The 19,716-nt window shown below is 51.2% G+C and carries 22 protein-coding genes, 1 rRNA gene, 1 pseudogene and 1 riboswitch; of the genes and pseudogenes, 20 read left to right on the top strand and 4 right to left on the bottom strand.

Going from position 1 to position 19,716, the window contains the following annotated elements; translation table 11 throughout:
- Positions 1-89 (top strand): 5S ribosomal RNA (gene rrf, locus J2X61_RS34070); the annotation flags it as partial.
- Between the two features lie 101 nt (positions 90-190).
- Here rrf and J2X61_RS34075 read toward each other — a convergent pair.
- Positions 191-718, bottom strand: a complete 528-nt coding sequence (locus J2X61_RS34075; protein ID WP_274473162.1) for a hypothetical protein — start codon at positions 716-718, stop codon at positions 191-193.
- Between the two features lie 137 nt (positions 719-855).
- On the opposite strand from J2X61_RS34075, the gene J2X61_RS34080 reads away from it, so the two are divergent.
- The 10 genes from J2X61_RS34080 to rsmI all read left to right on the top strand — a co-directional run bounded on the left by J2X61_RS34080 (position 856) and on the right by rsmI (position 8,237).
- On the top strand, positions 856-1,059 hold the full coding sequence (locus tag J2X61_RS34080) for a sigma factor G inhibitor Gin (RefSeq protein WP_274473163.1): 204 nt from the start codon (positions 856-858) through the stop codon (positions 1,057-1,059).
- 95 nt (positions 1,060-1,154) lie between these two features.
- Positions 1,155-2,690: an aminotransferase class I/II-fold pyridoxal phosphate-dependent enzyme gene (locus J2X61_RS34085; RefSeq protein ID WP_310194719.1), complete on the top strand. Its 1,536-nt coding sequence runs from the start codon at positions 1,155-1,157 to the stop codon at positions 2,688-2,690.
- 42 nt (positions 2,691-2,732) lie between these two features.
- A complete protein-coding gene (gene tmk, locus J2X61_RS34090; protein ID WP_310194722.1) occupies positions 2,733-3,389 on the top strand; it encodes a dTMP kinase in 657 nt (218 codons plus the stop codon).
- Positions 3,390-3,453: 64 nt separating this feature from the next.
- Positions 3,454-3,783 (top strand): cyclic-di-AMP receptor, encoded by a 330-nt coding sequence (locus tag J2X61_RS34095; RefSeq protein ID WP_079417169.1) that lies wholly within the window; start codon positions 3,454-3,456, stop codon positions 3,781-3,783.
- Between the two features lie 39 nt (positions 3,784-3,822).
- Positions 3,823-4,269, top strand: coding sequence for a YaaR family protein (locus J2X61_RS34100; RefSeq protein ID WP_274473167.1), 447 nt, complete (start codon positions 3,823-3,825; stop codon positions 4,267-4,269).
- A gap of 16 nt (positions 4,270-4,285) precedes the next feature.
- Positions 4,286-5,263, top strand: coding sequence for a DNA polymerase III subunit delta' (gene holB / locus J2X61_RS34105; RefSeq protein ID WP_274473168.1), 978 nt, complete (start codon positions 4,286-4,288; stop codon positions 5,261-5,263).
- Position 5,264: 1 nt separating this feature from the next.
- Positions 5,265-6,068, top strand: a complete 804-nt coding sequence (locus J2X61_RS34110) for a PSP1 domain-containing protein (protein WP_274473169.1) — start codon at positions 5,265-5,267, stop codon at positions 6,066-6,068.
- Positions 6,069-6,128: 60 nt separating this feature from the next.
- Positions 6,129-6,470: a DNA replication initiation control protein YabA gene (gene yabA / locus J2X61_RS34115; RefSeq protein ID WP_274473170.1), complete on the top strand. Its 342-nt coding sequence runs from the start codon at positions 6,129-6,131 to the stop codon at positions 6,468-6,470.
- 81 nt (positions 6,471-6,551) lie between these two features.
- Complete coding sequence (locus tag J2X61_RS34120; protein WP_274473172.1) at positions 6,552-7,313, top strand: tRNA1(Val) (adenine(37)-N6)-methyltransferase; 762 nt, start codon at positions 6,552-6,554, stop codon at positions 7,311-7,313.
- 36 nt (positions 7,314-7,349) lie between these two features.
- Positions 7,350-8,237, top strand: coding sequence for a 16S rRNA (cytidine(1402)-2'-O)-methyltransferase (gene rsmI / locus J2X61_RS34125; RefSeq protein ID WP_274473174.1), 888 nt, complete (start codon positions 7,350-7,352; stop codon positions 8,235-8,237).
- A 178-nt stretch (positions 8,238-8,415) separates the two neighbouring features.
- Here rsmI and J2X61_RS34130 read toward each other — a convergent pair whose 3' ends face one another.
- On the bottom strand, positions 8,416-8,670 hold the full coding sequence (locus J2X61_RS34130; RefSeq protein WP_127457122.1) for an AbrB/MazE/SpoVT family DNA-binding domain-containing protein: 255 nt from the start codon (positions 8,668-8,670) through the stop codon (positions 8,416-8,418).
- A 372-nt stretch (positions 8,671-9,042) separates the two neighbouring features.
- Between J2X61_RS34130 and J2X61_RS34135 the strand changes: the two genes are divergently transcribed.
- Both J2X61_RS34135 and J2X61_RS34140 read left to right on the top strand, forming a co-directional pair.
- Positions 9,043-10,320 (top strand): HD domain-containing protein, encoded by a 1,278-nt coding sequence (locus J2X61_RS34135; RefSeq protein WP_310194728.1) that lies wholly within the window; start codon positions 9,043-9,045, stop codon positions 10,318-10,320.
- 55 nt (positions 10,321-10,375) lie between these two features.
- Positions 10,376-11,143: a TatD family hydrolase gene (locus tag J2X61_RS34140; protein WP_310194731.1), complete on the top strand. Its 768-nt coding sequence runs from the start codon at positions 10,376-10,378 to the stop codon at positions 11,141-11,143.
- Here J2X61_RS34140 and J2X61_RS34145 read toward each other — a convergent pair.
- Both J2X61_RS34145 and J2X61_RS34150 read right to left on the bottom strand, forming a co-directional pair.
- Complete coding sequence (locus J2X61_RS34145; protein WP_274473177.1) at positions 11,129-12,361, bottom strand: ABC transporter permease; 1,233 nt, start codon at positions 12,359-12,361, stop codon at positions 11,129-11,131. The genes J2X61_RS34140 and J2X61_RS34145 overlap by 15 nt on opposite strands.
- On the bottom strand, positions 12,358-13,101 hold the full coding sequence (locus tag J2X61_RS34150; protein ID WP_274473178.1) for an ABC transporter ATP-binding protein: 744 nt from the start codon (positions 13,099-13,101) through the stop codon (positions 12,358-12,360). Before J2X61_RS34150 ends, J2X61_RS34145 begins: the two co-directional genes overlap by 4 nt.
- 282 nt (positions 13,102-13,383) lie before the next feature.
- Positions 13,384-13,577, top strand: a riboswitch (cyclic di-AMP (ydaO/yuaA leader).
- A 337-nt stretch (positions 13,578-13,914) separates the two neighbouring features.
- On the opposite strand from J2X61_RS34150, the gene J2X61_RS34155 reads away from it, so the two are divergent.
- The 7 genes and pseudogenes from J2X61_RS34155 (at position 13,915) to ispE (ending at position 19,574) form a co-directional block, all read left to right on the top strand.
- The gene (locus J2X61_RS34155) at positions 13,915-15,006 is read left to right on the top strand and encodes a resuscitation-promoting factor (protein ID WP_310194816.1); all 1,092 of its coding nucleotides are present in this window, start codon (positions 13,915-13,917) and stop codon (positions 15,004-15,006) included.
- 163 nt (positions 15,007-15,169) lie between these two features.
- A complete protein-coding gene (gene rnmV / locus J2X61_RS34160; RefSeq protein WP_310194735.1) occupies positions 15,170-15,715 on the top strand; it encodes a ribonuclease M5 in 546 nt (181 codons plus the stop codon).
- Positions 15,716-15,733: 18 nt separating this feature from the next.
- On the top strand, positions 15,734-16,642 hold the full coding sequence (rsmA, locus tag J2X61_RS34165) for a 16S rRNA (adenine(1518)-N(6)/adenine(1519)-N(6))-dimethyltransferase RsmA (protein WP_274473185.1): 909 nt from the start codon (positions 15,734-15,736) through the stop codon (positions 16,640-16,642).
- Positions 16,643-16,698: 56 nt separating this feature from the next.
- A complete protein-coding gene (gene yabG / locus J2X61_RS34170) occupies positions 16,699-17,577 on the top strand; it encodes a sporulation peptidase YabG (RefSeq protein WP_274473186.1) in 879 nt (292 codons plus the stop codon).
- A 253-nt stretch (positions 17,578-17,830) separates the two neighbouring features.
- Positions 17,831-18,106 carry a biofilm formation stimulator Veg gene (veg, locus tag J2X61_RS34175; protein WP_028557365.1) on the top strand — a complete coding sequence of 92 codons (276 nt, stop codon included), beginning with the start codon at positions 17,831-17,833 and terminating at the stop codon, positions 18,104-18,106.
- Between the two features lie 117 nt (positions 18,107-18,223).
- Positions 18,224-18,394, top strand: a pseudogene (locus J2X61_RS34180) (small, acid-soluble spore protein, alpha/beta type); the annotation flags it as partial.
- A 325-nt stretch (positions 18,395-18,719) separates the two neighbouring features.
- A complete protein-coding gene (gene ispE / locus J2X61_RS34185; RefSeq protein WP_274473187.1) occupies positions 18,720-19,574 on the top strand; it encodes a 4-(cytidine 5'-diphospho)-2-C-methyl-D-erythritol kinase in 855 nt (284 codons plus the stop codon).
- Positions 19,575-19,716 lie beyond the last annotated feature (142 nt).

Raw genomic sequence — 19,716 nt, forward strand, 5'->3', positions numbered from 1 at the left:
GCGTTCCCATCTCGAACACGACCGTTAAGCCCTCCAGCGTCGATGGTACTTGAACCGCAGGGTTCTGGGAGAGTAGAACGTTGCCAAGCACGAGAAAAAGCCTTTCTGAGAGAAATCTCAGGAAGGTTTTTTTGTATGTACGCAACTGCCGGCAAAGCGGCTGCATGTCAAAGAGACCCTTTACCGCCTGTTATTGCAGGTAGCAAGAGGTCTCTTTTTCCGTAATTTTGATCAAACCGCTCTTCCGGTATGGACGGAAACGAAAAAGCATCCATAGCCGCGGCATGAGCATCCACAAGTGGAAAATCACGAGGTAGAGGAGCCAAGGATGAGGAATCCATGGATAGAGCAGCATGATCATGGAAAGTCCGATCCAGAACAAGTGGAGCTGGATGCGATTAACGAGCTTCACGGAAGCATGTCCCTCTGGCAGCGATCCGCACCAGAAGACGCCCCAGCGATAAGTCCACCCTCGCATAGCCATCCCGATGGTGTATTGAAAATAGACGCGCACGAGCAGCGTATGAAACACAAGTAGAATCGGGTAGCCCAGCAAGAGAGGGAGCCAGTTCTCGGGGTCGAATTTGAAGAAGAGTGCTAGCGCTAAAACTAGAAGATATAAGATCTTTTTATACAGGGAATGATAAATTCGTTTAACTAAAGTATAGCTATAAATCGTAGATTGCTTGGAGAGAGTTGCTTCTTGTTTCGTGGACATGGATGCTGACCTCCGTAAGCCGGTTAATCTTATATTAGGGTATATCGGCACATTCCTTCCAAAATATGAGCGTTTAGCTAGTTTGGGAGAATCGCGAGCCGGATATACTAATAGTAAAAGAACATGGGGTGATTCATATGGAGGAGAACCGAATTGGGATATGTATGATCTGTGAGCAGCAGCGTATTGGCGGCATTCATATTATTACAGCTTTCATTTGCGATGAATGCAGCGGTGAAATTGTGAGAACCAATGTGAGCGATCAGAAATACCCGTTCTTCGTGAAGCAGATGAAAAAAGCATTTTATACAGGGAATTCTAAACAGCATTATATGAATTAATGGGAGAAGCTTCTGTTCGGAAGCTTTTTTGTTTTTTTGGCTTCAATCCACTACTATAAGGGTACTAAGTAGAAAGTTCAAGGAGCCTCTAGCGAATGGATAGCAATTCTCAAAGCAATCACCAGGACAGCCGGCACCGGGCACCGCTGTTTCAAGCGATGGTCGATCATCAAGCACGGAACCCGGTAAGCCTCCATGTCCCCGGACATAAGTCAGGCCAAGGCCTGCTGAGCGAGGGGGCTGATTATTTGCAACAAGTGATGTCGGTCGATTTCACCGAAATAACAGGTCTGGACGATTTGCACCACGCCGAGGGTGTGATTCTGGAGGCGGAGCAGCTGGCCGCGGACTGTTTCGGAGCGGAGGAGACGCATTTTCTCATTGGGGGCAGTACAGTCGGGAACTTGGCGATGATTTCAGCCGTTTGTGAAAGAAACGATATATTGCTCGTACAAAGGAACGTTCATAAATCAGTCCTGCATGGACTTATGTTAGCTGGAGCAAGAGCAGTGTTCATTGCCCCGGCCATCGATTCGGAAACAGGGATAGCGGCCAGTGTACGCATAGAGGATGTGAGACAAGCACTGGAGCAGTATCCCGAGGCCAAAGGGCTCTTCCTCACCAATCCGAATTATTACGGTATCGGCACGGAATTGACGCCTTTCGCCGAGCTGATGCATGCCCATGGGAAGGTGCTGCTTGTGGATGAAGCGCATGGGGCACATTATGGCTTTCATCCGCAGGTTCCGGCCTCCGCTCTCTCGCAAGGTGCGGACGCGGTTGTGCAATCCACGCATAAGATGCTGACAGCCATGACAATGGGCGCTATGCTCCATCTGCAAGGTCCGCTCATCGACCGCGGCGCCATCCGGTGGCTGCTCGGGATGCTGCAGAGCTCGAGTCCTTCGTATCCGATAATGGCCTCTTTGGATTTGGCCAGAAAGAGGATGCATACGGAAGGTCAGGCATGGATGGCAGCAGGGATTGCCGTCGTGACAGAATTCAGATCCTTGCTGGATGGAATAAGCAGGTTTCACTATTTCCCGAAGGAATTCCCGGCGGTTCAACCAACAGACGTGAGTGAAGAAGGCCGCGAGACGTCGGACCCGTTCAAGGTCGCCCTATATGATGCAACGAATAGGCTGACTCCGACAGAGCTCAAGGAGCGGTTGGAGGAGCAAGGCGTTTACATAGAAATGACGGATGCCCGCCATGTGCTGCTCGTATTCACGCCGGCTACGAGCCGTGCGGAGATGTTAAGGGTCGCAGATGCATTGAATAACATTTGTTTGGACGCGCCGAAACAAAAGAAGGAACTTCAGGCGCCCATCTCGAATATACTTAAATTACCCTACTACACACGAATCTCTTCGCCGGTGGCTTTTGATCTGAGAGAAAGATCAGGCGCGAAGCAAGGGGAGGAAGCGGTGAGGAAGGTAAGCATTCAGGATGCGGTGGGCATGAAGTCTGCGGATATGGTCATCCCGTATCCACCAGGCGTTCCTTATCTTTACCCCGGCGAAATCATCACAGAATCGATAGTCCAAGCGCTGGAGCAGCTTGCAGCAAGTGGAATCAAGTTTCAAGGTACAGAATTCGGTCAGACACACAAGTTGAAGATATACACATAAACTATTTTATATCGACTGGTAAAGCAGCATGCAGGAGGAAGAGTGAACGGAATATTCATTACGTTTGAAGGGCCGGACGGCTCAGGCAAAACGACGCAGTTGAAGAAATTAGGTGAGGAGCTGGGGAAATTAGGACATGATGTCCTCGTTACGCGAGAACCGGGCGGAACCGCGATCAGCGACAAGATTCGCAGCATCATTCTGGATCCGGTTAACGAGGAGATGGTGGATCAGGCGGAAGTGCTGCTGTATGCGGCTTCCAGAGCGCAGCATGTTCACCAATTGATTATACCGGCGCTTGAAGCAGGACGGATCGTATTATGCGACCGGTTCATCGATGCAAGTGTTGCGTATCAAGGATATGGGCTTGGCGTTGACGTTGAGCAAGTCAAGGCAATTTCGCGCTATGCCAGCTCCGGACTGCAAGCGACGCGCACTTTCATTCTGGATGTTCCTGTAGAGGTCAGCATGGCCAGATTGCATCAGAGAGCAGCAGGAGCGAGCGGCGCTGCCGAGCAGCTGGACCGCATCGAGCAGAAGCATGTCGATTACCATAGCCGGGTAAGGGAAGGCTTTCATCAGATTGCAGCCGATCATCCTGATCGCGTAAGAGTAATCGATGCGAACCGCAGCGTGGAGGAGATTGCGGAGGACATTTGGACTCAATGCAGCCGACTGCTAGAGGAACATTTTGCATAGGGAGCATTTTTCTCCCTAAAGCAGAAAATGCATTCTTAGTTTATAATAAGAGGAGGCAACCCCTATGAAACTAGTCGTAGCCGTAGTGCAAGATAAAGATAGCAACCGTCTTTCCAATGCTTTGATCAAGGAAGGGTTTCGTGCGACGAAATTGGCAAGTACAGGCGGATTCCTTCGCGCAGGGAACACAACGTTCATGATCGGTACGGAAGATGAGAGAGTCCAGGAAGTTATGCAAGTCATTCGCGCCAATTGCAAGATTCGGGAGCAGCTCGTTACGCCGGTTTCTCCGATGGGAGGAACGACGGATTCCTACATTCCGTTTCCGGTGGAAGTGCAAGTGGGCGGAGCGGCGGTTTTCGTACTGCCGGTCGAACGCTTCGAGCATTACTGATCGCATTGTAAATTAGATCTATACGAGGATGGATGTACGGTGAAAATTAATCCGGGGTGGCAGCCCATCGGTAAGAACGTCAAAGTGAATGAGAACGTCCCGCCGCCACAGATGGCCCCCCGGAATTTCTCTGAAATCATGCAGCAGCATGATGAGAAGTTTACGCAGGAGCAATTGTCCAGAATGGTGCAGCAAATTACGCTGCAGGGAGACCGTCTGTCGCGGGCGATGACGGTGAGAGAGCTGCTTCAGTATAAGCTGTTGATCAAACAGTTCCTGGAGGAAACGGCTCGCCGCGGCGTTAATTTACGAGATACGAAGGGCTGGGACCGACGCGGCCGTTCGAAGCGATATAAGCTGTTGGAAGAAATCGACCTGGAGCTTCTCTCCTTGGCGGATGAGCTGCTGGAGAGCGAGCAGGGGCGCATTGAAATTTTGCAGAAAATCGGAGAAATCCGAGGGATGCTGATTAATTTGTTATTCTAGGATGGTGCCAGAACGAATGTCCTTCCAATCCATACCGGGACAAGCTGCGGCGAAGCAGCTTCTGCAGAACGGGCTGCGACAAGATAAGCTGTCTCATGCCTACATATTTAGCGGACCTGTGGGAACAGGGCGTTCAGCCATGGCGATCGCTTTGGCCAAAGCGATATATTGTCAGCACGGGACGGATGATGCCTGCGGCGAATGTCTGGAGTGCCGCAAGGTGGAGCACGGGAATCATCCTGATTTGCATATCGTTAGTCCGGAGGGAGCTTCGATCAAGATCGAGCAAATCCGTGAGCTGCAGAAGGAGTTCGCTTATCGCGCAACAGCTTCCGGCACGAAAATCTATATGTTGCATCACGCGGATAAAATGACGGTGCAGGCTGCCAACAGTCTGCTGAAATTCTTGGAAGAGCCGACTTCGCGAGTCATTGCGATTCTGATTACGGAGAATGGCAACGCGCTGCTGCCGACGATTCAATCGCGGGCGCAGTGGATCCAATTCACGCCTATGCCGCGTGAACAGATGATCCTGGCACTCCTGGAGGAGGGCTATCCCTCAACGCTTGTACAGCCCGCCGCGCATTTAACCGCAGGATTGCAAGCTGCAAGGGAACTGATCGGTGCGAATTGGTTTGCAGAAATGAGAACCGTAATGTTACAATTAGCGAAGGAGACACTCACGCGGTTTCCTACTTCTATGATTACGGTTCAACAACGAATTGTGAAAACAGAGCTTGCGGAGCATATGTCGAGTCTTTTCGACTTGTTGATCCTCTGGTTTAAAGATATGGTGCAGCTGCGTTTAGAGCGCAGGGACAAGCTTGTATATAACGACCAGCTGGACTGGATGAGCTCCCTCGCGCTTAGCCGGGACGTTTCGGTCTGGGTGCGTATGATGGAGCAAGCCGTAGATTTGCAAAAGCGACTGCGCTTCAATGCCAATTCTCAGCTGGTTATAGAGAAAATGCTCGTGGAGATGCAGGGGGTGTAAAATGTATTCGGTTGTAGGCGTCCGCTTCAAAAAAGCGGGTAAAATATATTATTTCGATCCGATCGATTTGCCGATCGAGAAAGAAAGTGCCGTCATTGTGGAAACCGCTCGCGGTGTGGAATACGGCAAAGTGGTCGTAGGCAAGAAGAATGTCAAAGAGAACGACGTTGTGCTGCCGCTCAAGAAGGTCATTCGCATTGCGGATGATTCGGATGCTGATTTGGTCGAAGAGAATAAAAAAGCAGCCAAAGATGCCTTCCAGACGTGCCACGACAAAATCAAAGACCATAATCTTAAGATGAAACTTGTGGACGTAGAGTATACCTTTGACCGCAATAAAATCATTTTTTACTTCACGGCTGAAGGGCGGGTCGATTTCCGCGAGCTGGTGAAGGATTTGGCGAGTATTTTCCGGACCCGGATCGAACTGCGCCAAATTGGCGTGCGGGACGAAGCGAAGATGCTGGGCGGGATCGGCCCGTGCGGCCGGATCTTATGCTGCTCGTCGTTCTTGGGTGATTTTGAGCCGGTATCGATCAAGATGGCCAAGGATCAGAATTTATCGCTCAATCCGACGAAAATTTCCGGCTTATGCGGCAGGTTGATGTGCTGTCTCAAGTATGAGCACGACAATTATGAAAGTGCGAAGGATTCATTGCCAACCGTCGGAAGGCATGTAATCACCTCTTTTGGTAACGGTAAGGTATTAGGATTAAACATCAATGAGCGTACGGCCAAAGTTCAGCTGTTTGAACTAGGCAAAACACTTGATTTACCTTTCGACGATGTAGTTGAACAAGAATAGCGACAGTAGGATCCAAGGAGGCGCTGGCCAGTAAGCATGCATGGCACTAGAGGTGAAAGCGTGGATAAACAGGATATTTTTGGACAAATAGATGGAATCGAAGAAAGAATGGGTGCCACTTATGCGGAACTAGGCGCCTTGAAGAAGCAAATCATTATACTCATTGAAGAAAATAAGCGACTAAGCATAGAGAATCAGCAGCTGCGCAAACTGATCCGGCAAGAGGAAACGGTTGTCGAGAAGCCTGTCGGCGTTGCGGAGGAACCGGTGTCCATGCCGGGAGCCGGATATGATAATTTGACCCGCTTGTACAATGAAGGCTTCCATATTTGCAATGTGTACTATGGTCACCTTCGGACTGAGGGAGATTGTTTGTTTTGCTTATCCTTTTTAAATAAATAAGAGCAATTGACCGTAGGGGTGTATGCCTTACGGTTTTTTTCCATAACTCAGCAAGACTTAGCAAAGGAATGAAATTGACGAATGGTGCCACTCAGACCAACCGAGCGAATTGACGATTTACTGACTTATGATTTGAAAATCATTCAAAGCGACGAAGTGTTCAGCTTCTCGATGGATGCTGTCCTGCTGGGACGGTTCTGCAGCTTGCCGCCGAAAGGCCGCGTCATTGACTTATGTACGGGCAACGGGGTCGTACCGCTGCTCTTATCCACACGAACGCGCGCGGAGATCTGGGGCGTTGAGATTCAGGAGCGGCTGGCCGATATGGCGGTGCGCAATGCCGTGTTGAATGATTTGGGGGACAGGCTGCATATGATACAAGGTGACCTCAAAACGATTCATGGCACCTTGGGCCACGGGCAGTTCGATGCCGTAACGGTGAACCCGCCGTATTTGCCTGTACCGAACGGAGAACAGAACGTGAACGCGCATGTTGCGGCAGCCCGGCATGAGATTCATTGCAACCTGGAGGATGTCGTTGCTGCGTGTGCGAAGCTGGTGAAAGCAGGCGGGAAGACAGCGATGGTGCATCGGGCTACGCGTGTGGTCGACATCATATGCTTGATGAGGAAATACCGCCTGGAGCCGAAGCGGATTCGCTACGTTCATGCCCGGGCCGGCGAAGAGGCGATGATGGTGCTGATCGAGGCGATCAAGGATGGAAAGCCCGAAATCCGTACGCTGCCTCCACTTATCGTCTATGATGAGAACCAGGAGTACTGCAAAGAACTGAAAGACATTTATTACGGGGGCAGAGCCTCGTTAGAGTTTTCAGAAGCGTAAAGGTAGAACAGACTATAGGCGAAGAGGGAACTGACATTGAGCTTGCATGTGCAGAAAAGTTATCGCGAAGACGGGAGCGCCGCAGGTACGCTCTATCTGGTTGCCACACCGATCGGCAACCTTGAAGACATGACCTTCCGGGCGATCCGCATCCTGAAGGAAGTGAACCTGATTGCCGCAGAGGACACGCGGCAAACCCGCAAGCTGCTGACGCACTTCGAAGTCGCCACGCGACTCGTCAGCTATCACGAACACAACAAGCAGGCAAGCGGCCCGGAGCTCGTCCGCTTGCTGCTTGAAGGGCAGAGCATCGCGCTGGTCAGCGATGCGGGTCTGCCGGCCATCTCCGATCCAGGCTACGACCTGGTGAGGATGGCCATAGAGCAGGGCGCGCCGGTGGTACCGGTGCCCGGCGCGAATGCAGCCCTGTCGGCGCTGATTGCATCAGGCTTGCCGACAGAGCGTTTCACCTTCGTTGGATTTCTCCCCCGGGAGAAAAAGGAGCAGACGAAGGTGCTGGAAGGGCTGCAGCATGCGCAGGAGACGCTGCTGTTCTATGAATCGCCGCACCGCGTCGACAAGACACTTGCCCGCATGGCGGAAGTGTGGGGGCCGGAGCGCCGGGTGTGTATGGCCCGCGAGTTGACGAAGCGGTACGAGGAGTTCGTGCGCGGCACGATTGCAGAGTGCCTGGCGTTCCTGGAGCAGAATCCGCCGCAGGGCGAATACTGCTTGATCGCCGAAGGCGCGTCGGCCGAAGCGGCCAAGGAGGCCGCGGACGGCTGGTGGGAGGCGAAGACGCTTGCCGAGCATGTCGAGCATTATGAGGCGCAAGGCAGCGACCGGAAGGAAGCCATGAAGCAGGTGGCGAGCGACCGCGGGCTTTCCAAGCGAGACGTCTACAATGCTTTGCTTGATCGTTAAGGCGAGGGTGCCGATCGGGGTTGGGGAGAGGGAACCGCAAGCAAGGTTCCCTGCGTTCCGGACAAAAAAAGATCTCTAACCTGTGGCCGGAGCCAACACGATTAGAGATTAGAGGAGATATGAAAAAGGTTAGAATTACCAATAGGATAAGTGCTACTTCTATTATATACTATTTTTCTTATTTTGTCACAGGTGTTGGCATCTCTGCTAAACAAATATGACAAACAATTTTTCCCTTAAAGTACGAAACGCCTTCGGCATTCCCGCAGAAGATGCAGGCAGGCTCATATTTCTTAAGCATGATGCGTTCGCCATCTACATAAATTTCCAAAGCGTCCTTCTCGCCAATACCTAGCGTACGGCGCAATTCAATTGGAATTACGACGCGCCCCAACTCGTCAACTTTTCTTACAATACCCGTAGATTTCATCATCTATGTAAACCCCTTTCGATTTTATTAAAATTTTATCAATATCGTCATGTTTCGACATATCTTCTTGTCTTATGATACCAACCATTCCCAAAATAGTCAACTGGTTTTTCGCTCTTTCAAGCATAAAATTCATTTTTTTTCAAAAACCCGTTTTGCATGAAAAAGAGCGAAAAACCTTATAGAATAGGGGTTTGTAAATAATATATTACTACCATTCCGCGATAAAAGGATGAATTGGCCAATGGGTACGCAGAGGTCGAGGCTAAGAAAAATTGGAATTTGCTAATTCGACAAAATACGACATACCTTGTCGAAGTGTTGGATGGAAATGTCGAAAGTATGTAGAATGGAAGGAAGAGAGGTTGTGGACAGATGAAAGAAGAGAAAGTGTTTAAAGATCCGGTTCATAAATATATTTACGTACAGGATGATACGATCTGGGATTTAATCAATACGCGGGAGTTTCAGCGACTGCGCCGCATCCGGCAATTGGGTACCTCGTATTTAACTTTCCATGGTGCAGAGCATAGCCGGTTCTCGCATTCGCTCGGCGTATATGAAGTTACGCGCAAAATCATTTCTCAGTTCGAGCGCAATCAATATGAAGACTGGCCGAAGGAAGAACGGCTGTTGTGCCTGTGTGCGGCGCTGCTTCACGATTTGGGCCATGGCCCCTTCTCCCATTCCATCGAGAAAGCTTTCGGTACGAGGCATGAAGACTGGTCCTGCAAAATCGTGCTTGGCGATACGGAGGTCAACAGGGTACTCAGCCGGGTTTCGCCTGATTTTCCGAAAAAGGTGGCTGGCGTTATCTGCAAATCCTATAGCGAGGAAATCGTCGTTTCCCTAGTCTCCTCTCAGTTGGATGCCGATCGGATGGACTACCTCCTGAGGGATGCGTATTTCACCGGCGTTAACTACGGTACGTTCGATCTGGAGCGGATTCTTCGTGTCATTCGCCCTTACCGGGGGCATATTGTGGTCAAGGAGAGCGGCATGCATGCCGTTGAGGATTATTTGATGTCCCGCTATCAAATGTATTGGCAAGTCTATTTCCATCCGGTGACACGGAGTGCGGAGATTTTGCTGCATAAAATTTTCGCCAGGGCCAAACATTTATACGAGGATTATTATACGTTCGGCTTCATGACCGACCCGATTCTGCACCTCATTCAGAACCAAATTTCGCTGGACGATTATTTGCTGTTGGATGAATCCGTGATGCAGTCGATGCTGACGTTCTGGATGAGCGAGAAGGACCTTGTACTGGCCGATATGTGCAAGCGGTTCTTGGATCGGAAGCTGTATAAATACAGCACCTTCGATGAGTCCAATCAGCGCGTTATTCCGCTTATGGAGCAAGTGATGGAGGAGGTCGGCTTCGATCCGATCTACTACATGGAAATTGATTTCCCGACGAATCAGTCCTATGATGTGTACAGACCCGGGGAGACGGAGGACAATTTGCCGATTCTGTTGCTGGATCATAAGGAGACGCTGACGGAAATTACGCATCGGTCGGAGATTGTGCAGTCGATCAGCGGCTTCCAAATGGGCAAGCATCATGTCTACTATCCGGAGGAGTTTCTCGAACGCTTGAATCCGGGGGATTACCCGGATTTATGGAAGTTGCTCGGCGAGCGGGATTAGGAAATAGCTGAATTATGAAAGTATACATAAGAGATAAGGGAGAGTTACAGTTACCATGCTGACGGATTCGCATACACATCTAAATGCAGAACAGTTTCAAGTGGATCAGGAGGAGGTCATTCAGCGTGCGCGCGATGCCGGTGTTACGCGGATGGTGAATGTCGGATTCAACCGGGAGACGATTCCCAGTTCCATCGAACTTGCGGAGAAATATGATTTCATCTATACGACAGTGGGATGGCACCCTGTGGATGCTATCGATATGATGCCCGGCGATTTGGAATGGATTGAATCGCTATGCGCGCATGAGAAGGTGGTCGCTATCGGGGAGATCGGGCTGGACTATCACTGGGATAAGTCGCCGAGGGACGTACAGCAGCGTGTCTTCCGGGAGCAGATCGCACTTGCGCGGAAGCTGCGGATGCCTATCGTCATTCATAACCGGGACGCCCATCATGATATTCTGACCATATTGAAGGAGGAGAAAGCGTCCGAGGTCGGGGGCATTATGCACTGCTTCTCGGGCAGCTGGGAGACGGCGAAGCAATGTCTCGACATGAATTTCCATATTTCCTTCGGGGGTCCGGTAACGTTCAAGAATGCCAAACAGCCCAAAGAAGTCTTGGCTCAGGTTCCGTTGGACCGGTTGTTAATCGAGACGGATGCCCCGTACCTGACTCCGCATCCTTTCCGCGGCAAGCGCAATGAATCGGCTTATGTTCGACTGGTCGCTGAGACAGCCGCGGAAATACGGGGGCTTACGCTGGAAGAGATTGCAGAAATTACGACAAACAACGCTATTCGTTTGCTAGGACTCAAGTGATGCGTTCTTCGCGAATTTGCGCCGAAGGATGACGCCGCAGCCCAGCGAGATGAGAGCGAGCCCTAGAAGCGGAACTGTGTAATAAATCGGTGTGGAGCGGATGAGCAGAGGCACCGAGAGGATGCACAGCTCCAAGAGCAGGACGGCCCAGATGATGAAGGCCACAGAGCCTGCTTTCAGCCGGCGGTCCAGCGGATACATCTCCATCCAGAAGGTGTAGCGGTGCGCTCGCTCCAAGGGTGTCAGCTGGATCATCGAGACAAGTAAGGCGATCAAGAAGATAAGCGTTCTCGCCGCAGGGCTGCTCGAGACGGCGATGGCGAGTGCTCCCAGCAAGGAAACCCGCAGCACGATGGAGAACAGCTCGGTACGCAGTAAAGTTTTCATATATATGTAGAGATAGGTTGCATCCTGTTTAAAAGGAATAAATCTCGTCACCCCGCTGATCCAGCTTCGGCGGGTTATTCGCGTTCCCAGCTGAGGCACGTCAACGAACCAGTTGAAGAAGGCGTAAAGCCGTGCCTGCTGCTGCTTTTCCCTTGTAATGAGGTAATCCCAGCCGATGACAAATTTGGTGACGTAATGCGCGGCGGTCAGCCAAGCGAGCGTCAGCAGAAGAGCGGCTGCGCTTGCCCAGAATACGCTGCCCAGGAATTGCAGGGATACGAGGCCTGCCGTAGCGATCCAGCGAAAGCCTGCCGAAAGCCGTCTAGCCCGCTCGCTCGTGAACCGGCTCTCCTGCCAGCTTGCCAATAAATTGGCTACCTTTATTAATAGTAGAAGAACCAGCATGACGAGAAAGTGCTGTTCGGAAGACCCGAGACAATGGTGGTACAGCGGCCATAGGACGACCCAGGCAATGAATGTCCAGAAAGCCTGCAGAGCCAGACTGTACATGAAGCTGCTGCGGAAGTAAGGGCCCATTCGATGCTCGGCGGGAAGCAGGAACATCCGGTCGGCGCCCCTGACCAACGTGCGAATCGGGCTTGATGCCAGCAGGGGGACAAGCAGCAGGAGGACGACCCAAAGATAGGGATAATCTGTCGGAAGACGCTGTAATATTTTTGCATAATAATAGGAAGAAACGATGACAAGAAATAACAGCAGGCCGAAAAAATTGCTGCGTGCCGCATACTGCAGATAGCCCATGGATTCCTTCATATAATGTTCGAATCTGCGCTGCCACAGGGTGCGGGTGTCTAGGTCCATGGCATTCATAAGGACTCCCCTTTGACCAGTTTATAGAAGATGTCGTCCAGTGACGCTTGCTGGAGCCCGGTTTGCTGACGCAATTCGACTAAATCTCCCTGTGCGACCATATGCCCTTTGTGCAGAACGACATAGTTATCGCAATATTTCTCAATTGTAGACAAAATGTGTGACGAAATCAGGAAACTTGCGCCTCGGCGTTTCATCTGCACCATAAGCTCCAATAAAGAGCGGATCGCCAAAGGATCGAGGCCGAGGAACGGTTCGTCGATAATGTACAAGGAAGGCTCGATAAGGAAGGCATTCATGATCATGACCTTCTGTTTCATTCCTTTGGACAAGTGGCTGGCGAAGGCGTTCAGCTTGTCCTGCATCTGAAATTGCTCCAGAAGCTTCTGCGAGCGCGACAAGTAATCCGCTTCGTTTAATCCGTAAGCCCTAGCGGTGAGCTCGAGGTGCTCGCGGATCGTCAATTCTTCATACAGCTCCGGACTTTCCGGCACGTATGCGTAAGTTGCGCGATAAGGCAGCGGGTTCTCCGCCAGCGTCAGGCCGTTGATTTTGATCGATCCCTTTTGCGGTTGAAGCAGGCCGAGGATATTTTTGATTGTTGTGCTTTTACCTGCTCCATTCAATCCGATCAATCCCATCATTTCGCCTTGTCGAATCGAAAATGTGAGGTCATGAAGTACAGGTTTATTTGGCAAATATCCCCCATATAAAGCGTTTACTTCTAGAATGGGCCCCATCTCATAGCCTCCCTGAATAGCAAATTATTGGTATTTCGGAACGTATTTCTTTCACGAACATTATAAACAAATTTAGTTTCTAAGCCTAGTTTCGTAGTGAAAACACGAAAAAACCTAGTATTCGTACGTTATAGTGAGAAAAAGGTAGATAAAAAGTGGTTTTATTTCACAAACAAGCGAATTTTAATCGATTTAGCCCTTTTTAATAGGTGTCAATCCCTTTACAGCCAGAGATTAACAGCGTAATATACTTTTCATAATAACTTAATAACCAATTTGCCATTTTTCCATTCGCTGAGTTCCAATTATGGGAACGGGGGAACCACTGTAAGCCGGATTAGCGCATAAGCTGATCAAGCGAACAGAGTGTGTAACAGGGGTGAATCTTGGGTGTTAAACGTAAGTTGACATCCGAGTAGGGCGACTCTCACGTCCGAATCCGTCAGCTAACCTCGTAAGCGTAAGAGAGGTAACGATTGTCGTGCGTGCTATTTTGTGTATTTAACTATGCAAACTAAGCCAGCGAGAAGAGTCCTCTTCTTGCTGGCTTTTTATTTCCTGTAAGGACCTATCCGATCCGGACGACGATTCGCGTACCGGAACTCAGAGGAGGATGAACCGGCAATCGGGGTGAATCGCCGATTCGCAGCTCTATATTCAGCGGGCTGGCGGTGATGAACACGTTAAGTTAAATTTAAACCTTAGTCGCGTCAAATCTAATCATGCTGTAACCTGGCGGCGAGGCTTTGAAGGAGGACCGAAGAAGTGGGCAGTATCTCTTTAAGCGAGACCCATGTAAAACGATCATCCAGCATGTCCTTCGCATTGCGATGGAAGCATGAAAACTTGCGTTTGATTTTGAGTTTGGCTCTTATCTCAATCGCAATGACTTTCATGTTTTTGGTGTTGTTGTACGGTACGGCTACCAAGAGCGTATCCGTGGTTGTGAATGGACAAGAAACCGTTGTGCACACGAAGCAATGGGTCCTGCAACGCCTACTGGATGAACAAGCCATAACGATTGGTGAACACGATGAAATATCTGCAGAGCCTTCGACTACGATCAAGGGCGGAGATAAATTCGTCATCGAACACGCTTCCCCAATTCAATTGACTGCTGATGGAAAGACCACCACTGTTTACACAACTGCAAGAACGGTCGAAAGTGCATTGCAACGTTTACATATTGCACTTGGGGAGCAAGATAAATTAACTCCTGAACCGACAGCCGCTCTGAACGCCGGCGATGAGATCAAGATCGTCCGCGTAAAGAAAGAGACGGAGGAAGTGACCGAAGCGATTGCATTCGATACCGAGAAGAAGAACGATGCATCGATGCTTAAAGGCAAAGAGCAAGTTGTTCAAGAAGGCAAAGAGGGCGTTCTGCTGAAAAAGAAAGAGAAAACGTATGAAGACGGTGTACTCGTTGCGGAAGCCGTTGTAAGCCAAGAAGTGAAGCAAGAAAGCGTCAATAAAGTCGTGTCCGTCGGCACGAAAAATCCCGTTGTTGTTCTATCGGCCTCATCTCCAAGTGTGGATGAAGTTTCTAAAAATGGTGTTACATTCGGCTATAAGCAAATTCTGAAAAATGTGAAGCTGACCGCCTATTCGGCAGGGGTTGATTCGACAGGCAAAGCGGAAGGAACTCCTGGGTACGGTAAGACATACACAGGAACTACGGTTACTGAAGGCAGAACGATTGCAGTTGATCCCAAGGTGATCCCGCTCGGATGGTGGGTTTACATTGAGGGTGTGGGCTTCCGTCGTGCCGAAGATATCGGCAGCGGTGTGAAAGGCCAAATGATTGACGTATACTTCGAAGACCATAACTATGCCAATAAATTCGGAACGAAACAAGGGTACACCGTATATGTCGTAGGACCAAAAAAACCGTCTGAAAACTAAGTGTAAACGTCTGTTATAGCGGGAAGAATGTCATATATACGTGGCCAGGCTGGCAGTCTGGGCGAAAGAAGAGGGGTCCCCTCTTCTTTTTCTGCGTAGATAAGATATTATATATATTAGGCTTGCAATGGCCGTATCTGGGGTACGGAAAGGGAATCGATTTATGATCAAAGAAGTCATTGTCGTCGAAGGCAAGGATGACACGGCCGCGATCCGCCGAGCTGTCGAGGCGGATACGATAGAAACCGGCGGCTCCGCCATCGGGCAAGCCGTCTTGAAACGCATTGCGCTAGCGCAGCAGCGCAGAGGCGTTATTATTTTCACGGATCCCGATCACGCCGGCGAGCGGATCCGCAAGATTGTCGCCGCCAAGGTGCCGGGCTGCAAGCATGCCTTCATCACGCAGGAGCAGGCGGAGTACAAGGGCGACATCGGCGTGGAGAATGCATCGCCGGAGACGATCCGGCAGGCGCTGCAGAACCTTCGGACGGAGTACGAAGGGGCTGTCTCGCAGCTAACCATGGAGGATCTCGTGAAGGCAGGGCTGATCGTCCATCCCGAGGCTGCGTCACGCCGGCTCGTTGTAGGGAACGCGCTTGGCATCGGCTACTGCAATGGCAAGCAATTTTATAAACGATGTGCGATGTTCCAGATTTCGCGTGAGGAATTCGAGGCGGCTCTGGAGCATCTGGAAACGACGAATATATAGATAAATGAGGTCTATAGGATGAATATACCCGGCAATCCCGTGAATGTAACAGCAGAGGACGTGGCAACACCCAGCAAGACGAAGCAAATTATCAAGAAGCATAATCTCGTGCTCAAGAAGAGTCTGGGTCAGAACTTCCTGATCGACCAGAACATCCTGAGCAAGATCATCTCGGCCGCCGAGCTCGGGCCGAATAAAGGCGCGTTGGAGATCGGCCCCGGCATCGGGGCGCTCACCCAGCAGCTGGCCAAGCTCGCAGGGCGCGTCTTGGCCGTGGAGATCGACCAGCGTCTGCTGCCTATTCTAGGCGAGACGCTGGAACCGTACCCGCATGCCACCGTCGTCCATAGCGACATCTTGAAGACCGACCTGCCGGAGCTGTTCCGGCAGCACTTCGCGGGCGTGGATGGCGTCAGTGTCGTCGCCAATCTGCCCTACTACATCACGACGCCGATTATCATGAAGCTTCTCGAAGAGAAGCTCCCTCTGGAGAATATTGTCGTGATGATTCAGAAAGAAGTGGCGGATCGCATGGCCGCCCGCCCCGGCACCAAAGATTACGGCAGCCTCAGCATTGCCGTTCAGTTCTACTGCGAGCCGGAGCTCGTCACGATCGTGCCGCGCACCGTCTTCGTGCCGCAGCCGAACGTCGATTCCGCCGTCATCCGGCTGCGCGTGCGCCAAGCGCCGCCGGTCGAGGTGGCGGACGTGGACTTCTTCTTCGCCGTGGTCCAGGCCTCCTTCGTGCAGCGGCGCAAAACGCTGTACAATAACCTGGCTGCGCGGTTCTTTACCAAAGACAACAAGGCCGAGCTGGAAGCGCTGCTGCACGGCTGTGAGATCGAGCCTTCGCGCCGCGGCGAAACGCTCAGCATGGCAGAGTTCGCGCGTCTGTCGACGGCGCTGCGCGCGCACGGCTGCAAATAAACCCGCACCAAATGCCCAGTCCCGCCATAGGATAACCCTAGGAGGGGATTGGTGCGATGAGGCAAGGAGATTTTGTAACCCGTAAATCCTATGGCGGCGACGTCATGTTTAAGATTGAACGCATTGAACAACTGAAGGCTATCCTGCGCGGTGTCGATTATAGATTGCTTGCAGATGCGCCCTTAGTGGATTTAACGTTGAGGAACCCAGCCGATTCGGCGGATCTGGATCATCCCCGGTCGAGTTCGCCGGAGTTCCGAGAATCGCTGCGGAGACTCGCAGTATCCCAGATGCAGCTGCAGGAGAAGAATCATCATTCCGTGACGCATAACCAGAAGCCTGGCATGGGGTATTTCGAAGTGCCCGGCAAGGTGCTGCACTTGGACGGAGACCCGACCTATCTGCGCAAAAGCATGCAGCTTTACGGAGAGCTGCGGGTACCGGCAGAAGGCTATTATATTCCCGAATCCCAAATGGCTGACGCACTTCACCGGCTGCTTCCGCAAATCAAGCCGGACATTGTGGTCATTACCGGGCATGACGGCATTCTGAAGCATCGCAAAGCGGCCGGTCCGAGCGGTTTGGCCAGCTATAAGAACTCGCAGAACTTCGTCAACGCGGTCCATGTGGCCCGGCAGTATGAACGCAATCGGGATTCGATGATTATCGTGGCCGGTGCCTGTCAGTCGCATTTCGAGGCGCTGCTGCGCGCGGGGGCGAATTTCGCTAGCTCGCCGGCCCGTATCCTCATACACGCCCTGGATCCGCTCTGTATTGCCGCGAAGCTGTCTTATACGTCAGTGAAGGACACCATATCCATGCTGGACATTATGGACTTAACGGTAACGGGTCTGGACGGACTGGGAGGCGTAGAGACGAGAGGGAGCTACCGGATGGGGGTTCCTGGCATTCAACATACCGAAGAGCATACGTGAACGGTGCTTACTCATATAATGACACTTTCCTAATGGCCGGCTCCTTGGCGGAGTTGGCGGGGGAGTGTCTTTTTTTATTGGAAAAGTGTGAATAATTTGCGAACTTTGGAGACAACCTGTACAATGGGCAATTCGAGAATTAGGCGAAAATGCCGTTGACAACTGGATTGAGGTGCTGATATAATATTTGACCTCATTTGACATGCCTGTCAGAATGGGTTATAATTACTTAGGAAAGAGGTGGTAGTTGACAATGGCAAAAAATGCGCTGTTGGAAATCAAACGCAGTTTGGAGCCCCACGTCGGGCAGAAGATCATGTTGAGAGCGAATGGTGGCCGTCGAAAGACAGTCGAGCGTTCCGGTGTTTTAGAAGAAACCTACCCTTCTGTGTTTATTGTGAAGCTGGACCAAGAATCACACGCCTTTAAACGAGTATCCTACAGCTACGCCGACATTCTTACCGAATCTGTTGAAGTGACGGTGTGCAATGACGACGGCCAGGTGCGAATTACCTATATCCAACATTAAACAACCGTTTCTATAATGAGCAGACCTGAGGGTCTGTTTTTTGCATTGAATGGACCGAAGACCCCTTGTGCATACTAACGTTACTTTATGCTAACCAAGCCAAAGGAGGTTCGCAGTATGAGTCGCAGAAGAAGTGTTATGTCCGAGAGTTTCAAAAACGAGCTCGCCAAAGATCTCGGGTTCTACGAGGTGGTGCAGCGTGAAGGCTGGGAGGGCATTCGAACCAAGGATGCCGGGAATATGGTCAAGCGGGCTATACAGATTGCCCAGGAAACGCTGGTGAAGCAGCAGACAGCCTCAGCGCCGCCGGCACAAGCTTCTTATCGGCAGCCGTATGCTCAAGCGCCTGCTCCGCAGCCATATGCTCAAGCTCCTGCACCTGCTCAGCAACCGTATGCTCAGACGAGCTATAACCAGGGCGGTTACGGCGGTTATTCACCGAATGCAATGACGAATCAGGCGCCAACAGGCTTTCACGGGGCAGGCACGGCCCCTCAGCAAGGATCTCCAGCCGATCAGCGCCCTTCCTACAGCTAAAGCGAATGCTTTAGCTTTTTTTTTGCGCTTTTGTTATAATATTGAAACGGCAAACGAGCAAAAGAAGGTGATTCGGTTGAAAATATTTGAAAAAGCACCGGCTAAAATCAATTTATCCTTAGATGTTTTACATAAAAGACCCGATGGCTATCATGAAGTAGAGATGGTTATGACGATGGTTGACTTGGCTGACCGGATCGAAATGCAGGAGATGTCGCGGGACACGATCATTATATCCAGTCAGGCGGGCTATATTCCGTTAGATGAGAAGAATTTGGCCTTTCAGGCGGCGCGCCTGATCAAGGACCGTTATGACGTCAAGAAAGGCGTCTACATACACTTGGACAAGAAGATCCCCGTAGCTGCGGGACTGGCAGGAGGCAGCAGCGACGCGGCGGCGACGCTGAGAGGCTTGAACCGGCTGTGGGATTTGAATATTCCGATGGAAGAGCTGCAGGTGCTTGGCGCGGAGCTCGGCTCCGACGTGCCTTTCTGTGTAACGGGAGGGACGGCGCTTGCCACGGGACGGGGAGAGAAGCTGGAGCCGGTCGTCTCGCCGCCGCAGTGCTGGGTTGTGTTGGCCAAGCCGCCGATTAATGTGTCCACATCCGAGATCTACGGGAAGCTGAACGCCCGCCAGATTAAGCGGCATCCTTCGACGCAGAACGTCTTGAAGGCGATTCGGGAGAAGCAGTTCGATCAGCTCTGCGCGAACCTCGGCAACGTGCTGGAGGAAGTGACGCTGGACTTGTATCCGGAGGTGAGACACCTCAAGGAATGTATGCAGCGTTTGGGAGCGGACGGCGTCTTGATGTCAGGAAGCGGGCCGACCGTATTCGGACTTGTTTCCAAGGAGGCGAAGGTGCCTCGGATTTATAACGGCTTGCGCGGCTTCTGCAAGGATGTCTATGCGGTGCGCATGCTGACATAAGCGACGGAAGTGTGTGTAGAGGGCCCTGCAAGGGCTCTTTTTTAAGGTGCGGCGTATGGAAGTCCGAAGGGATTTTGGCATTACTAAGATTACTTATGTTTGCTGCTATAGGAATTCGAGGGCAAGCCCAGGAGAACGTATA

The organism is Bacillus sp. 3255, assembly GCF_031456485.1.
Taxonomy (GTDB): Bacteria; Bacillota; Bacilli; order Paenibacillales; family NBRC-103111; genus Paenibacillus_E.

Excerpts from the sequence above, each read along its gene's own strand:
- J2X61_RS34075 (WP_274473162.1), bottom strand. The coding sequence starts at position 718 with ATGTCCACGAAACAAGAAGCAACTCTCTCCAAGCAATCTACGATTTAT.
- J2X61_RS34080 (WP_274473163.1), top strand. The coding sequence starts at position 856 with ATGGAGGAGAACCGAATTGGGATATGTATGATCTGTGAGCAGCAGCGT.
- J2X61_RS34085 (WP_310194719.1), top strand. The coding sequence starts at position 1,155 with ATGGATAGCAATTCTCAAAGCAATCACCAGGACAGCCGGCACCGGGCA.
- J2X61_RS34095 (WP_079417169.1), top strand. The coding sequence starts at position 3,454 with ATGAAACTAGTCGTAGCCGTAGTGCAAGATAAAGATAGCAACCGTCTT.
- holB (WP_274473168.1), top strand. The coding sequence starts at position 4,286 with ATGTCCTTCCAATCCATACCGGGACAAGCTGCGGCGAAGCAGCTTCTG.
- J2X61_RS34110 (WP_274473169.1), top strand. The coding sequence starts at position 5,265 with ATGTATTCGGTTGTAGGCGTCCGCTTCAAAAAAGCGGGTAAAATATAT.
- J2X61_RS34120 (WP_274473172.1), top strand. The coding sequence starts at position 6,552 with ATGGTGCCACTCAGACCAACCGAGCGAATTGACGATTTACTGACTTAT.
- J2X61_RS34130 (WP_127457122.1), bottom strand. The coding sequence starts at position 8,670 with ATGATGAAATCTACGGGTATTGTAAGAAAAGTTGACGAGTTGGGGCGC.
- J2X61_RS34135 (WP_310194728.1), top strand. The coding sequence starts at position 9,043 with ATGAAAGAAGAGAAAGTGTTTAAAGATCCGGTTCATAAATATATTTAC.
- J2X61_RS34140 (WP_310194731.1), top strand. The coding sequence starts at position 10,376 with ATGCTGACGGATTCGCATACACATCTAAATGCAGAACAGTTTCAAGTG.
- J2X61_RS34145 (WP_274473177.1), bottom strand. The coding sequence starts at position 12,361 with ATGAATGCCATGGACCTAGACACCCGCACCCTGTGGCAGCGCAGATTC.
- J2X61_RS34150 (WP_274473178.1), bottom strand. The coding sequence starts at position 13,101 with ATGGGGCCCATTCTAGAAGTAAACGCTTTATATGGGGGATATTTGCCA.
- J2X61_RS34155 (WP_310194816.1), top strand. The coding sequence starts at position 13,915 with ATGTCCTTCGCATTGCGATGGAAGCATGAAAACTTGCGTTTGATTTTG.
- rnmV (WP_310194735.1), top strand. The coding sequence starts at position 15,170 with ATGATCAAAGAAGTCATTGTCGTCGAAGGCAAGGATGACACGGCCGCG.
- rsmA (WP_274473185.1), top strand. The coding sequence starts at position 15,734 with ATGAATATACCCGGCAATCCCGTGAATGTAACAGCAGAGGACGTGGCA.
- yabG (WP_274473186.1), top strand. The coding sequence starts at position 16,699 with ATGAGGCAAGGAGATTTTGTAACCCGTAAATCCTATGGCGGCGACGTC.
- veg (WP_028557365.1), top strand. The coding sequence starts at position 17,831 with ATGGCAAAAAATGCGCTGTTGGAAATCAAACGCAGTTTGGAGCCCCAC.